The sequence below is a fragment of the Cryobacterium sp. M23 genome (assembly GCF_002929655.1).
GTDB classification, from domain to species: Bacteria; Actinomycetota; Actinomycetes; order Actinomycetales; family Microbacteriaceae; genus Cryobacterium; species Cryobacterium sandaracinum.
Map to the genome: position 1 here is coordinate 57,736 of NZ_PJJV01000081.1, position 13,656 is coordinate 71,391.

At 67.2% G+C, this 13,656-nt stretch carries 12 protein-coding genes and 1 tRNA gene; 8 read left to right on the forward strand and 5 right to left on the reverse strand.

What is annotated here, in order from left to right:
- Nucleotides 1-2: 2 nt before the first annotated feature.
- Nucleotides 3-857, reverse strand: coding sequence for an inositol monophosphatase family protein (locus tag CXY82_RS14845; protein ID WP_104171599.1), 855 nt, complete (start codon nt 855-857; stop codon nt 3-5).
- Between the two features lie 123 nt (nt 858-980).
- Between CXY82_RS14845 and CXY82_RS14850 the strand changes: the two genes are divergently transcribed.
- The 4 genes from CXY82_RS14850 to CXY82_RS17140 all read left to right on the forward strand — a co-directional run bounded on the left by CXY82_RS14850 (nt 981) and on the right by CXY82_RS17140 (nt 4,363).
- Nucleotides 981-1,056, forward strand: a tRNA-Lys gene (locus CXY82_RS14850).
- Between the two features lie 341 nt (nt 1,057-1,397).
- Nucleotides 1,398-2,858, forward strand: coding sequence for a DUF222 domain-containing protein (locus tag CXY82_RS14855; protein ID WP_104171600.1), 1,461 nt, complete (start codon nt 1,398-1,400; stop codon nt 2,856-2,858).
- Between the two features lie 375 nt (nt 2,859-3,233).
- Nucleotides 3,234-3,842: a TetR/AcrR family transcriptional regulator gene (locus tag CXY82_RS14860; RefSeq protein ID WP_158252068.1), complete on the forward strand. Its 609-nt coding sequence runs from the start codon at nt 3,234-3,236 to the stop codon at nt 3,840-3,842.
- 377 nt (nt 3,843-4,219) lie between these two features.
- On the forward strand, nt 4,220-4,363 hold the full coding sequence (locus CXY82_RS17140; RefSeq protein WP_134543578.1) for a hypothetical protein: 144 nt from the start codon (nt 4,220-4,222) through the stop codon (nt 4,361-4,363).
- An 18-nt stretch (nt 4,364-4,381) separates the two neighbouring features.
- Here CXY82_RS17140 and CXY82_RS14865 read toward each other — a convergent pair whose 3' ends face one another.
- Nucleotides 4,382-5,083, reverse strand: coding sequence for a response regulator (locus CXY82_RS14865; RefSeq protein WP_104102814.1), 702 nt, complete (start codon nt 5,081-5,083; stop codon nt 4,382-4,384).
- Nucleotides 5,076-6,752 carry a sensor histidine kinase gene (locus tag CXY82_RS14870; RefSeq protein WP_104171602.1) on the reverse strand — a complete coding sequence of 559 codons (1,677 nt, stop codon included), beginning with the start codon at nt 6,750-6,752 and terminating at the stop codon, nt 5,076-5,078. The genes CXY82_RS14865 and CXY82_RS14870 overlap by 8 nt, the downstream gene beginning before the upstream one ends.
- 148 nt (nt 6,753-6,900) lie before the next feature.
- Between CXY82_RS14870 and CXY82_RS14875 the strand changes: the two genes are divergently transcribed.
- The 4 genes from CXY82_RS14875 (at nt 6,901) to CXY82_RS14890 (ending at nt 11,791) form a co-directional block, all read left to right on the forward strand.
- Complete coding sequence (locus tag CXY82_RS14875; RefSeq protein ID WP_104102820.1) at nt 6,901-8,280, forward strand: cation:dicarboxylate symporter family transporter; 1,380 nt, start codon at nt 6,901-6,903, stop codon at nt 8,278-8,280.
- Nucleotides 8,281-8,663: 383 nt separating this feature from the next.
- Nucleotides 8,664-9,932: a glycine betaine/L-proline ABC transporter ATP-binding protein gene (locus CXY82_RS14880; protein WP_233191517.1), complete on the forward strand. Its 1,269-nt coding sequence runs from the start codon at nt 8,664-8,666 to the stop codon at nt 9,930-9,932.
- Nucleotides 9,929-10,816: a proline/glycine betaine ABC transporter permease gene (locus CXY82_RS14885; RefSeq protein ID WP_104102826.1), complete on the forward strand. Its 888-nt coding sequence runs from the start codon at nt 9,929-9,931 to the stop codon at nt 10,814-10,816. The genes CXY82_RS14880 and CXY82_RS14885 overlap by 4 nt, the downstream gene beginning before the upstream one ends.
- A 78-nt stretch (nt 10,817-10,894) precedes the next feature.
- Nucleotides 10,895-11,791, forward strand: coding sequence for a glycine betaine ABC transporter substrate-binding protein (locus CXY82_RS14890; RefSeq protein ID WP_104171603.1), 897 nt, complete (start codon nt 10,895-10,897; stop codon nt 11,789-11,791).
- A gap of 379 nt (nt 11,792-12,170) precedes the next feature.
- On the opposite strand, the gene CXY82_RS14895 is transcribed toward CXY82_RS14890, so the two are convergent.
- Both CXY82_RS14895 and CXY82_RS14900 read right to left on the reverse strand, forming a co-directional pair.
- Nucleotides 12,171-12,953: an alpha/beta hydrolase gene (locus tag CXY82_RS14895; protein ID WP_104171604.1), complete on the reverse strand. Its 783-nt coding sequence runs from the start codon at nt 12,951-12,953 to the stop codon at nt 12,171-12,173.
- A 100-nt stretch (nt 12,954-13,053) separates the two neighbouring features.
- Complete coding sequence (locus CXY82_RS14900) at nt 13,054-13,647, reverse strand: energy-coupling factor transporter transmembrane protein EcfT (RefSeq protein WP_104171605.1); 594 nt, start codon at nt 13,645-13,647, stop codon at nt 13,054-13,056.
- Nucleotides 13,648-13,656 lie beyond the last annotated feature (9 nt).

Sequence of the window (13,656 nt, forward strand, 5' to 3'; positions counted from 1 at the left end):
GGTTAGCGGGTCGGCGCGCTCGGGGACGCGGGGGCATCCGTGGTGGTGGTCGCGGTGCCGAGGGCCCGCAGAGCCGGCTCGTGCAGCAGGCCGTTGGTGGCCAGAGCGCTGCCGTGCCAGGGGCCGGGCCGGCCGTCGGCGGAGGAGAACCGGCCGCCGGCCTCTTGCACGATCGGGGCCAGGGCCGCGAGATCGTATGGCTGCAGGTCGTATTCCGCGACGATGTCGAGCAGACCCTCGGCGAGGAGCATGTACGACCACATGTCGCCGTAGGCGCGGGTGCGCCAGACCTGGCGGGACAGTGTGATCAGCTCGTCGAGGTGCCCGGTCTGGTCCCACTGCTGGATGCTGTTGTAGCTGAGCGAGGCGTCGGCGAGCTCGGCCACTCCGGACACGGCCAGGCGCACGGGGTCGGCGCCGGGCGTGCGCTCGTCGGTCATCCAGGCGCCGCCGCCGGTGCGCGCCCACCAACGCTTGCCGAGGGCTGGGGAGCTCGCCATCCCCACCACCGGATCGCCATCGACGGCGAGGGCGATCAGGGTGCCCCAGATCGGGATGCCGCGCAGGAAACCGGCTGTGCCGTCGATCGGATCGATGATCCATTGCCGCACGCTGGTGCCCTCGGTGCCGAATTCCTCACCGAGGATGCCGTCGGCCGGGCGCCGCTCGGCCAGGGCAGTCCGGATCGCGCGCTCCACGGCCTGGTCGGCATCCGTCACCGGGGTGCGGTCGGGTTTGGTCGTCACGACGAGGTCCATCGCGGTGAACCGGTCGCGCGAGATCGCGTCGGCCAGATCGGCGAGCTCGGTCGCGAGCTGGAGGTCGTCATCGAGGGAGTACTTCTGGGGCTGGGTCACAGACCAAGACTAGTAATTTTGGCGCGACTCTCCGGTTTGTACCTCGATTGGCGCCGAAGGCAATCGTGCTGTTAGTATCTAGAGTCGGTTCGGGTCACCCTGGGTCGGAGAGTAAAGAAACACGCACCTCTAGCTCAATTGGCAGAGCAACTGACTCTTAATCAGTGGGTTCCCGGTTCAAGTCCGGGGGGGTGCACCACCAGGCCCCTTTCATCAGGTTTTCACCGAATGGAAGGGTTTTTTTGTGCCCTCCCCAGGTGCCCTCCCTAGGTGCTCGAGCCCGTCGAGACCCGGTCAGATGATCCCTGAAGGCTCCCCGTCTGACCTCCCCTCTCCCGGCGCACGGTGAGGAAGCAGGCGCACGTTAGAACGTCCGCCACGGTCCATAACCTGCGCCGCGAGACCGACACGCCGGCCCCAGACCATATCGGCATGCCAGCGCGACCTCCGCGTTCTGGTACTAGAACAAAGATCTGAATTTATCACAGTAATTGATGCATAAGTCTCGACTATACGTACCCGACGAGGTATCCTCATAACATGACGAACCTCGCGGATGACCTCAGGCGGGCGGCCGACGCTGTCGCCCTGCTGGGCTCCTCGAGCGCCGACCTCGCGGCTCTTCCCGACGCCGAGGCTTTGGCCGGCCAGAAGCGGATCGCCTGCGCGCGCCGTCTGCTCGACACCTATGCCGCGTTGATGGCCGCAACCATCGCCGAACGTTCCCGCCCGGAACTCGGCCAGTCGGGGCTGGCCGCGCAGCAGGGGTTCCTCTCGCCCGAGGCCCTGATCCAGAACTGGACCGGCTCATCCAAAGGCGACGCCTACAAACTCGTCGCGGTCGGCACGATGATGGCCGACACCGAGGCGGCCGACAAGCTGGTCGAAGAGGCGCTCTCGACGCTCTCGACGCCCGACGCCGATGCCGATGCCGACGCTGTCGACGTCGCGGCGTTTGTTGCGAGGGTGCCGTGGCAGGCGCCGATCGCCCGGGCCGTGACCGCCGGCACCCTTTCGGTTGACGCGGCCGAGTCGATCCGGGCCGGGCTCGGCCAGATCGACGCGGCAGTTACCGCGGAGAAGCTCCGGGTGGCCCTCGCGGCGCTCCTCACCGAGGCGTCAACGTTGAATGCCGACGAGGTCTTCAAACGGGCGAGACGGATGCGCGACCACCTCGATGAGGCCGGCATCGCCGCCCGGGAGAAGCAGGCCCACGACGACCGCTACCTGAAGGTCTACCGGCTGAGCAATGGCAACGTGCGCCTGAACGGGCTCTTCGCCCCCGAAGACGGCGAGTTCGTGCTCTCCACCTTCGACTCCATCACCGGACCCCGCCGCGGCGGAGTGCGCTTCGTCGACCCGGAACGCGCCGCCTGGGCCCAGAAAATGCAGGACGACCCGCGCAGCACCGAGCAGATCAACGCGGACTCCCTCGTGCAGCTGCTCACGATCGCCGGCGAGGCCGACCCCGGCCGGGTCTTCGGCGGCCGCCGCCCGGCGGTGCGCGTGATCGTGACCGAGAAAGCGCTCACGGCTGAGACCGGCGAGCCGGGTGCCGCCGAACCCGCCGCGCACGGGCAGATCGAGGGCAACCCGGTCCCCATCTCGCAGGAAACCATCGACCGGTTGCTCTGCGACACCGGCACCCGCGGCATCAAGTTCGACGACATCGGCCAAATCATCGACGTCGGCCGTGACGAACGACTCTTCACCGAGGCACAGCGCGCCGCGATGGGAGTGCGCGACGGCGGATGCCTCTGGGTCGGCTGCGACCGATCACCGGCCTGGAGCGAAGCCCACCACATCAACGAATGGCTCACAGACACCGGAGACACCAACCTCGCCGACGGAGTACTGCTCTGCCACCCGCACCACCTGCTGCTACACAACCAGCACTGGAAGATCACCCGCACGGGAACGCAATACTGGCTCCGGCCACCGGTGGAGAACGATCCGGAGCAGACACTGATCGCACTGCCGAGCAAGGCGGTGGGGCTGTAGGGCGTGGCTCTCGTCCCGGGTCTTGACAGGCTCGACCAGCGTCGTGGGGACCTCGGGAGGGCGGGTCACCGGGACTGGGCAGGCTCGCCCCCCCCCCCCCCCCCCCNCGGGCTTGACCGTTGGGGACGGGAAAGAGGCACTCCGTGGAGGGCGATGGGGTTTGGCTCGGGGGAGCAGACCCCAGCCAGATGCGAATCCGACTGGGGTTGCGTTGGTCCCCGGGTCCCCCTGAATCCCCCCGGTCAGTCGAGAACTGAATCTCACCCGGGGACTTGTACGATCGTACAGCACTCTCAGGTGAAGGCGTCCCGGCCCGATGGTTAGGCTGGTATATCGCACCATTCGGTCGAACGGTGACGATTCCCGGAGGTGCTGGTGGCTGGAAGTGATGCTCGCAGGATCGAGGCGCGTGAACGCATCCTGGCAGCGGCGGCAATCGAATTCGCCGACCGCGGCTACGCGGGCACCTCGATCGGCCTGGTTGCCGAGAAGTCGGGCACCGGCAAGGGGTTGGTACAGTACCACTTCAAAGCCAAGTCGGATATGGCGCTCGCGCTCGTGCATTCCTCGTTTTCGCGGGCTCCGTTCGCCAACGTACTGGGCGATGCGTCACCCATGCGCGGGATCGAGGCCATCGTGGCGTCGATCCGCGGGGTTGCCGGCGCTTTCCGGAACGACGTGCGCGTGCGGGCCTCGGTGCGGCTCGTGCGGGAATATCACCTGATCCCGGCAATCCTGCCGACCCCGTACGTGGGCTGGGTCGCGCGCATCGCGATGCTGCTTCGTGAGGCCGAGGCAGCGGGGGAGATCCCGTCCGGACTCGACCACGACCGCGAGGCCTGGCATCTGGTGGCGTACTTCAGCGGCGTTCAGGAGGTATCGAACCGGCTTGCCGAACGGGAGGACCTACCAGAACGGATCGAGGAGATGCTTGCGCGGTCCCTGGCTACGCTGGGTGTGGTGGACCTCGACCGGTTCCTCTGAGAGCCTGGCCCCGCGCTGCCGTTGCGACAATCATTCAGATCTCCTGTCTCACCGTTTCTCACAGACGGGCACCACCGCCGTTCACCCGCCCGCCGGCGCCGAGTGCCCCGCCGCGGGATACAACAACCGTTTTGGCGCTGGTTTCGGTTGCGCCTGAGGATCCTCCTTCGGTGCTGCGGTCCGCGCCGGTGGCCACGTCCGCCCCGACCCGCTGCCGGCTCCGCCCGTCGCGGCGTAAATCCGGCGGCCACTCGGTCTACTCTGTCTCCGACCGATCGGGGCCCACCGAAGGTTCGCCGGCTCACGACCAGACGAAAGACAACGAATGCTGTCGAGCTACCTGATTCGCCGAATCGTACGGGCGCGTCCGCGGAGTCGTGCACGCCGTGCTCAAGGATGCCGGTGCGGAGCTGCTGAACCTCCGGCCCGTCCCGGAGGCGAACAGCATCGCGTCGCTGATCCGGCATCTGACCCGGGCGCAGGACGACCACCTGTCCGAGATCATGAAGGAGGAGCTCTGAAACAGCTACCCGGACGGTTCACCGGCGCCAGACGTATTCGTTCTCTGGCCGCCCCGGCGTGCCGTAGCGCGGCGACCGCTCGAGCGAGCCGGTGTCGGCCAGATGCTCAAGGTAGCGCCGGGCGGTCACCCGCGAAATGCCGAGCTGCTCCATGACCTCGCTGGAGGAGACCGGAACGGTCTGCAGCTTCAGGAACTCGATCACCGCGCCCAGGGTGCCCTCGGACAGACCCTTCGGCCGCGGCAGCTCGGTGGGCGTGCGCAGGCTCGCGAACGCCAGGTCCACGTCGGTCTGGCTGGTCATCGCGGACAGGCCGCCCAGCTGAAGCCGGAAGTCCCGATACTGCACCAGCTTCTGCGCGAAGGTCGAATAGGTGAACGGCTTGATCAGGTATTGAACAATGCCGGCCGCCACGGCGCCGCGCACGATGTGCAGTTCGCGCACCGCCGTGATGGCGATGATGTCCGTGGTCAGGCCGGCCGCGCGCATCCGTCGGCTCACGTCGAGGCCGTGCAGGTCGGGCAGGGTCATATCCATCAGCACCAGATCGATGGGCTGCCCGGCGGTGACGGCCGTAGCCAGGGCGCGCAGGGCGGAATGGCCGTCGCCGACGGTGCCCGCGTGCACGAAACCGGTCAGACGCCCGAGGTAGGCGGCGTGCGCCTCGGCCGCAATGGCTTCGTCTTCGACGACGAGCACCCGGATGTCCCGGTCAGTCATGCGATCCGCCCATCATCGCCGCGAGGTCGGGTTCGATGCCCGCGGCGGGCTGCTCCGGCTGCCGGGGGAGGGTGACCGTGAACACGGCCCCCTCGCGTCGGGTGATGCTGAGGCTGCCGCCGAGCCGGTTGACCGTCTGCCGCACCAACGCCAGTCCGAGGCCGCGGCCGAAACTGCCGGGCTCCTTGGTGCTGTAACCGCGGCGGAGGATGTCCGTCACGGCGTCCGGGTCGACGCCGGGCCCGGTGTCGGCCACCTCGATCGCCACCGACGAGGGCGTGGAGCCGACCGAGAGGTGCACCCGGCGGGGTGCCTCGCCGCCGGCGGCCGCGTCGAGCGCGTTATCGACCAGGTTGCCCACGACCGTGACCAGGTCCTGCGCCGTCAGGCCGGAATCGGCGAGGGTTCCGGCCGCCTCAACCGTGAGCAGCACGCCCAGCTCGCTGGCTTGGGCGAACTTGCCCATCAGCAGGGCGCTGAGCACCGGTTCGTCCACCGAGTCGAGCATGTCATCGGTGAGTTGCTGGCTGAGCTCCAGGTCTTTGGTGGCGAAATCGAGGGCCTCGGCGCTGCGCCCGAGTTCCATCAGGGACACGATGGTGTGAAGCCGGTTGGCGTGCTCATGGGTCTGGGCGTGCAGGGCATCCGAGAGGGTGCGCATCGACCGGAGCTCGCTGCCCATCGATTGCAGGTCGGTGTGGTCGCGGATGGTCGCAACCCAGCCCATCGGCGCGGGTTTGGTGCGGCCGCTGCCCGGTTTCAGTGCCGGCAGCTGGCTGACGACCAGCACGCGCGTGTCGGTGACGTGGATCTCGTCGGTGGCGGGGCGGCCGCTCTTCAGTAGCTCGGCGAGCGCCGGGGGAAGGTCGAGACGGTCAAGGCTCTGCGTGGCGGCGGAGGATGCCCGGCCCTCAGTCGGTGAGCGCGGCGGCAGGCCCAGCAGCCGGGCAGCCTGATCGTTGTAGAGCACGACCTCGCCCGTGAGAGTGACGAGTACGAGACCCTCCCGAACCGAATGCAGCACCGAGTCGTAGTAGACGAAGAGCTGGGCGAGCTGCTCCGGTCCCCAGCCGAGCGTGACCCGGCTCAGATAGCGACCGAGCAGCCAGGCGGCGAGGGTGCCCGTGGCCAGCAGCATCAGGGCCACCCCCAGCACGGCCGGCAGCCGCGCGCTCAGCGCGATGGAGAGGTTGCTCGTCTTCACCCCCGCAGCCACCAGGCCCTGAACGGCTCCCTGCGCGTCGGTGATCGGAACGACGGCCCGCACCGAGGGTCCGAGCGTGCCCGTGGTCACCTCGGTGAACGGTTCCCCGGCCAGGGCGGGCGTGACGGTACCGATGTAGGGGCGGCCGATCTCCAACTCGGTCGGGTGGGTCCAGCGGGTGCGGTCGGGCGCCATGATCGTGATGAAGTCGAGGGTGGCGTCGGCGGTGACCCGCTCGGCGTACGGCTGGAGCACCGCGCTGGGATCGGCTGAGCGGCTGGCATCCAGTACGAGCGGGTTGTCGGCGATGGCGCTGGCGACGGACAGCATCCGTTCCTCGGCGGCGACGAAACCACGGTCGCGGGCGTCCACGAAGGCCGCGGTGCCCGCGAACACGGTTATCGCCATGATGACCAGGGCGTTCGCCAGGAACAGGCGGCGCGCAATGCTCCAGCCTTGCCCCATCGCATCCTTCTTCCATTTGCGCGACCGTGACCAATATGACCGCAACAGTGACGCGGGCGCCTCGGTCGTCCAGTGTGAAACACACCACGGATGGTCCGGGCGCACCAGCGCCTCACCCCAGCCTAGTTACTAGACAAAGGAGTCTTTTATGGCATCACTGCCTCGCGCTCGCGCTGCACAGCCCGCGAAGAAGTTTGACAAGTCCCACTACCTGTACATGGCGGTCATCGTCGCGGTGATCCTCGGCGTCATCGTCGGCCTGCTCTTCGGCGGCACAGGCGGATTCGCCGTCTCGCTCAAACCGCTCGGGGACATCTTCATCGCCCTGATCAAGATGATGATCTCGCCGATCATCTTCTGCACGATCATCCTCGGCATCGGGTCCATCGCGAAGGCCGCCACGGTCGGCAAGATCGGCGGACTGGCCCTCGGCTACTTCCTGACCATGTCCACCTTCGCCCTGGCGATCGGCCTCGTCGTGGGCAACGTGATCAAGCCCGGCTCAGGGCTCGATCTCACCGCGACCACCTTCGTGCCGCCGGAAGCCGCCGAATCGGACTTCTTCCTCGGCATCATCCCGACCACACTGTTCTCCGCACTGACCGCCGGCAACATCCTGCAGACCCTGCTGGTGGCCCTCATCGCCGGCTTCGCGCTGCAGAAGATGGGAGCCGCCGGCAAGCCGATCCTCGAGGGCATCGCGCACGTGCAGGCCCTGGTCTTTCGCATCCTGATCATGGTCATGTGGCTCGCGCCGATCGGCGCCTTCGGTGCGATCGCCGCCGTCGTCGGTGCCACCGGTTTCCAGGCCGTTATCAGCCTCTTCACCCTGATGGGCGCCTTCTACCTGACCTGTGTGCTCTTCATCGTCGTCATCCTCGGCGGGTTGCTCAAGATCGTCACCGGCATCAGCATCTTCAAGCTGATGCGCTATCTCGGCCGAGAGTACCTGCTGATCTTCTCTACCTCCTCCTCCGAGGCGGCGCTGCCGCGCCTGATCGCCAAGATGGAGCACCTCGGCGTCTCCAAGCCGGTCGTGGGCGTCACGGTTCCCACCGGGTACTCCTTCAACCTCGACGGCACCGCGATCTACCTGACCATGGCGTCGCTCTTCATCGCCACGGCCATGGGTCAGCCGCTCGCCCTGGGCGAGCAGATCGGGCTCCTCGCCTTCATGATCATCGCCTCCAAGGGTGCCGCCGGAGTGTCCGGTGCCGGGATCGCGACCCTGGCCGCCGGCTTGCAGGCCCACGCCCCGCAGCTGCTTGAAGGAGTCGGCTTCATCGTGGGCATCGACCGCTTCATGTCCGAGGCCCGCGCGCTCACGAACTTTACCGGCAACGCCGTCGCCACCGTGTTGATCGGATCCTGGACCAAGGAGATCGATCGTGCCCAGGTCGACCGGGTGCTCGACCGTCACGAGCCGTTCGACGAGACCACGATGATCGCCCACCACGGTGCGCCCAGCGCCGCCGAGACGGCCGCGGCGACCGAGAAGTCCGCGCAGATCGCGGCGCTCAAGGCCTGAGTCCGGCCCGGGTCGTCGAACGCGACCCGGCACGGATGCTCCGCGGCGGCTGTCTCGCGGCCTGCGGTAGGGCCGGTTCTCCCCGCTACCCGAAACCGTCGAAATCGCTGCTTCTGCGACGCAAATACCCCCGTGTTAGGGTTGCTGCTGGTCTTACGACCCTTCACCAGGACGCGAATGTACAGCCACGGCCCCATCGGTACGGCGCTTCGTATGGTGAGGCCATGACGGATGCGATCCCCATGATCGCCCCAGCCCACGCTTTCCATCGCGTCGAGGCCGGTCACGGCCTACCCGTCCGACACAGCGTGCATCCGTTCCGTCGGCCGTGATTCGGCCCCGCCCGGCGTGCACCGGGAGAATCCGTGACCGAAACTATTGCCGTGAAGGCAGATCGACTGTACAAAGCGTTCGGGCGTCGTCCGCACGAGCTCGTCAAGAAGCTGACCGCGGGAGCCAGCCGCGATGAGGTGTCCTCGCTGGGCACCGCCGCCGTTATCGACGCCTCATTCGAGGTTCACCGCGGCGAAATCTTCGTGGTGATGGGGTTGTCCGGTTCGGGCAAATCCACCCTGATCCGCATGCTCAACGGGCTACTGGACGCCACCTCTGGCAGCGTGACGGTGGCCGGCCAGGCCATCACCGGCATCTCCGCCGCCGCGCTGCGCGAGGTGCGCCGCACTAATATTTCCATGGTGTTCCAGCACTTTGCCCTGCTACCACATCGCACCGTGATCGACAACGTCGCCTACGGACTCGAGGTGCAGGGCATGGGCCGCGAGGAGCGGCTCGCCAAGGCGCGCACCATCATCCGCCTCGTCGGGCTCGACGGCTGGGCCGACAGCCTGCCGTCCGAGCTTTCCGGCGGAATGCAGCAGCGAGTCGGCCTCGGCCGGGCTCTCGCCGCCGACACCGACGTCCTCCTGATGGACGAGGCGTTCTCGGCCCTTGACCCGCTGATCCGCCGCGAAATGCAGGAGCAGTTGATCGAGCTGCAGGCCGAGCTCGGCAAAACCATCATCTTCATCACCCACGATCTCAACGAGGCCATGTTCCTCGGCGACCGCATCGCGGTCATGCGCGATGGTCGCATCGTTCAGATCGGCACCCCCGAGGAGATCCTGACCGATCCGGCGAACGACTACGTCGCTCAGTTCGTGCAGGATGTCGACCGCGCCCGGGTGCTGACCGCGGCCAGCGTGATGGAGCCCGTGCGCTCCGTGGTCACGATCACCGGCGGTCCCCGAGCTGCGCTCCGCACCATGCGCGACCTGCAGACCTCCGCCACCTTCGTGCTCAACCGCGACCGCACCTTCGCCGGTGTGGTGCGCGATCGCGACGTGCTGGGGCAGGTCAAGGCCGGCGAGACCGATCTGCGCGCGATAGTGCGCACGGATGCGATCTCCGTCAACCCGGACACCCCGCTGGTCGACCTGGTCGAACCCTCGGTCGGCAGTGATCTGGCCATCGCCGTGGTCGATGAGAAGAACCGTCTGCTCGGCGTCATCCCGCGGGTGACCCTGCTGGCCGCGCTCGGCAACGTGAGCACGAATACGGGGGACGTGCCCGTGATCGAGCCCGCAGCCACGATTTCCATCAGCGTGATCACCGAAACCCTCCGCGACACCGCTCTGGAAGGAGCCGACCTGTGAACGACTTCCGACTTCCTCTGGGTACCCTCGTGGAGGGGTTCATCGACTGGATCACCGACACGTTCGGGTTCTTATTCGACTTCATCCGGGCCGTCTTCGACGGTGCCTACGAACTGGTCGACTTCCTCCTGGTGGCGCCGCCCTTCTGGGTGATCATCGTGCTCTCGGCGGGGCTGGCCCTGGCCACCCGCGGTTGGAAATTCATGGTCGGTACCGTCCTCGGTCTGATCGTCGTCGTCGGCGTCGACCAGTGGGAGAACGCCATGGACACCCTCGCACTGGTGCTGGTCGCCAGTGTGCTCGCGATCGCCCTCAGCCTGCCGCTCGGCATCCTGGCGGCGAAGTCCGCGGTGGCGTCCAACATCATCCGGCCGATTCTCGACTTCATGCAAACCATGCCGGCCTTCGTGTACCTGATTCCCGCGCTGATTCTGTTCCGCGTGGGCGTCGTGCCCGGAATCGTGGCCACCATCATCTTCGCGATGGCTCCGGGAGTCCGCCTCACCGAGCTGGGCATCCGCGGGGTCGACCGAGAAGTGGTTGAGGCCGGGCAGGCCTTCGGCGCCTCGCCCTGGCGCATCCTCCGGCAGATCCAGCTTCCGCTGGCGATGCCGACGATCATGGCGGGTATCAACCAGGTCATCATGCTCTCCCTGTCGATGGTCGTCATCGCCGGTATGGTCGGTGCCGGGGGGCTGGGAGCGGATGTCGTCGCCAGCCTGAACCGCATCGACGTCGCACTCGGTTTCGAAGCCGGCCTCGCCGTGGTGATCCTCGCCATCTTCCTTGACCGCCTGACCGCCGCACTCGGCACCGGCGACACCCCGCTCGGTCGAATCATGTCGGCCCGCAAGCGCCGCGCCCAGCAAGCCCTGGCCGCCTGAGCCAGTGCGCCGCGCACACGACCTCCTGATTTCTGATTCTGCCCCGGTCGCCCACCAGGCGACACGAAAGGAAACAATATGAAAAACCGATCACTGTCCCTCATCGCCCTCGGAGCCGTTGGGCTCCTCGCACTCAGCGGCTGCGCCTCGGCCGAGGCCGCCGTCGTCGGCGACGGGAACAAGGACCAGAAAGACATCACCATCGCCGTGTTCAACGGCTGGGATGAAGGCGTCGCGGTCTCCGAACTGTGGAAGGCCATCCTCGACGAGAAGGGCTACAATGCGGAGTTGGAATACGCCGACGTTGCCCCCGTCTACTCGGGTCTCTCCACCGGAGACTACGACATCAACATGGATGTCTGGATGCCACAGACGCACGCGTCCTACGTGAAGGAGTACGGCGATGACATCGTCGACCTCGGCGCATGGAACGAGGAATCCCGCCTGACCATCGCCGTCAACAAGGATGCCCCCATCGATTCCCTCGATGAGCTGGCCAGGAACGCCGACAAGTTCGGCAACCGCATCGTCGGAATCGAACCCGGAGCCGGCCTGACCAAGGCCACCACTGAGAAGGTCATCCCGGCCTACGGCCTCGACGACATGGAATACCTGACCTCATCGACCGCAGCCATGCTCACCGAGCTGACCGCGGCCACCAAGGCCGGCGAGAACATCGTCGTCACCCTGTGGGAGCCGCACTGGGCCTACGGTTCGCTGCCGATCAAGACCCTCGAGGACCCCAAGGGAACCCTGAAGAACACCGAGTCGCTCCACAGCTACGCCAAGTCCGACTTCGCCGAGGACTTTCCGCAGGCCACCGAGTGGATCAAGGGCTTCGACATGGACCTCGACAAGCTGTACTCGCTTGAGAAGGCCATGTTCGTCGACTACGACGGCAAGGACTACGAGCCGATCGTGGCGAAGTGGATCTCCGAGAACCAGGAGTACGTGGACTCTCTGACCACCACGTAACACAGAACACAACCCGAGAGCGGCAGGAGAGGCCCCGGTCAAGGAGACCCGTGCCTTTCTTGCACCTCAGCGGGACAGCACGGATGTGCGCCCCCGGGTGTCGAAGGCGGCCGACCGCGCCCCGCAGGGTGCCGGGGCGACGCTGGGCGAGGAAGGCCTGCAAGCGTGGCGAAGGTTTCCAGCCCACGACCGCGCTGTCGACGGGAACTGCCCTGGTGCCGTCGCCGAGCTCGACGGCGATTGTCTCGGCAATGGTTGCCCTGGTTTTGGAGGTCGAATCGAAGATGACCAGGGTGCTCACGCCGTGCTCCAACGATCGGGTTCGTCAGGTGCCGGCCGCTTCAGTGCACCGCAACCGCGGACCGGGGAAGGTTGCCGACTACGGGGTTGTCTGTGTCAGGAATTCAGTGAGCTCGCGAGTGATTTCGGCGGCAACGGCATCCGTTGACATGGTGGCAACACCGTCGCCGTTCTCGACGCCGTAGTCGCCGAACCGCGCATGGTTGGCTCCTTCGATTTCGACGAAACGGGTGTCGGGCACAAGTAGATCTGCGCTGTCGGTGATCTTCTCCGGGGTGCTGAGGCCGTCGGCGCTCCCGCTGAGGCTGAGGGCCCGCAGATCGGTGCGCTCCGGCGCGGCCGCACAGTAGCTGCCGAACAGCACCAGCCCGGCCACCGCGGGATCGTCCGCCAGCATGCAGGCTCGCACGCCGCCGATCGAGTGGCCGCCCACGAACCAGGTGGAGACGTTGCGGACGGCGTCGGTGAAGGTGGACAACGTCCGGCGGTCGAAGATGGCGAGGTTGAGCACCGGCTTGGTGATCACAACGGTCACCCCGGTGTCTTCGACCGTGCCCGCCAGCTTGTAGAGGTAGGCATAGGGGTCAACCCGGGCACCGGGAACGAAGACCAGGCCGATGTCGCCGGCGTCGTCGGCGGGCGCGAGGACGACCGACGTGGGGGTGTCGGTGACGGTCACGTTCGGGTTGGCGAAGACCTCGTCCGCCGCGGCCCGATCGGCCACGCGCACCGTGTTCGCCCAGGCCAGGAACACGATCACGACGAGTACGAACGCGGTCAGGCTCCACCAGCCGCCGGCCCGGATGCCGCGCCGCAGCCGTCCTCGTCGCCGTGCCTCGGTCGTGCCGCCGGGCTGGGTCATCGCGCTCCGCTCCTCGCCTGTCCGGTCGGGGTGAGACCGGAAACCGCTGGTGGTCTCAACCTAGCCGCAACCGACCTGCCGGGGCCGAACCGCTCCGGCCTCAGTCGTCGAGACCGCGGGCGGCCAGAGCCTCGCCGATCGCATCCGCGGCGTAGAGCGAGCGCACGACCACCGGCACGGCCAGGGCGAGCAGCGAACCCTGGGTGCCGCGCGCCCGACGGGCCTCGATCACCTCGGACACGATCTCGGTGACGAGCGGGATGCACCGCAGGGTGAGGGCGAGGAGGAGGCCGACCCGGTCGGCGTCGACCCAGCGACGGAACGGTCGCAGAAGCTTCTGAAAGCCCTCGAGCACGGCCGTGACCGTGGTCGTCACGGTGAACAGCGCCGCCAGCGCCACGGCGATCAGCAGCCGCCCGGCCATCAGGCCGGCCGTGGTCCAGCCGGCGAACAGCGCCTGAAGTGGAACGGCGATCACCAAAATCCACAGGAGCGGGCCGATCTGCTGCCACGCCGCGCCCAGCGGCACCCGCGCCGCCAGGAACAGTGCGGCGACCCCGAGAAGGCAGGCGCCCAGCTGCCAGAGCTCGCCGAGCGAGCCGACGAGCAGCACGGCGAGCGAGAGAAGCACGAGCTTGAGCAGCATCGGCGCGCGGTGGATCAGCGAGTGGCCGGGGTGATAGAGCCCGATCATGCCGGCCCG

Bases quoted from the DNA above. Each gene is read 5' to 3' on its own strand.
- CXY82_RS14855 (WP_104171600.1), top strand. From the start codon at position 1,398: ATGACGAACCTCGCGGATGACCTCAGGCGGGCGGCCGACGCTGTCGCC.
- CXY82_RS14865 (WP_104102814.1), bottom strand. From the start codon at position 5,083: ATGACTGACCGGGACATCCGGGTGCTCGTCGTCGAAGACGAAGCCATT.
- CXY82_RS14870 (WP_104171602.1), bottom strand. From the start codon at position 6,752: ATGGGGCAAGGCTGGAGCATTGCGCGCCGCCTGTTCCTGGCGAACGCC.
- CXY82_RS14875 (WP_104102820.1), top strand. From the start codon at position 6,901: ATGGCATCACTGCCTCGCGCTCGCGCTGCACAGCCCGCGAAGAAGTTT.
- CXY82_RS14890 (WP_104171603.1), top strand. From the start codon at position 10,895: ATGAAAAACCGATCACTGTCCCTCATCGCCCTCGGAGCCGTTGGGCTC.
- CXY82_RS14895 (WP_104171604.1), bottom strand. From the start codon at position 12,953: ATGACCCAGCCCGGCGGCACGACCGAGGCACGGCGACGAGGACGGCTG.
- CXY82_RS14900 (WP_104171605.1), bottom strand. From the start codon at position 13,647: ATGATCGGGCTCTATCACCCCGGCCACTCGCTGATCCACCGCGCGCCG.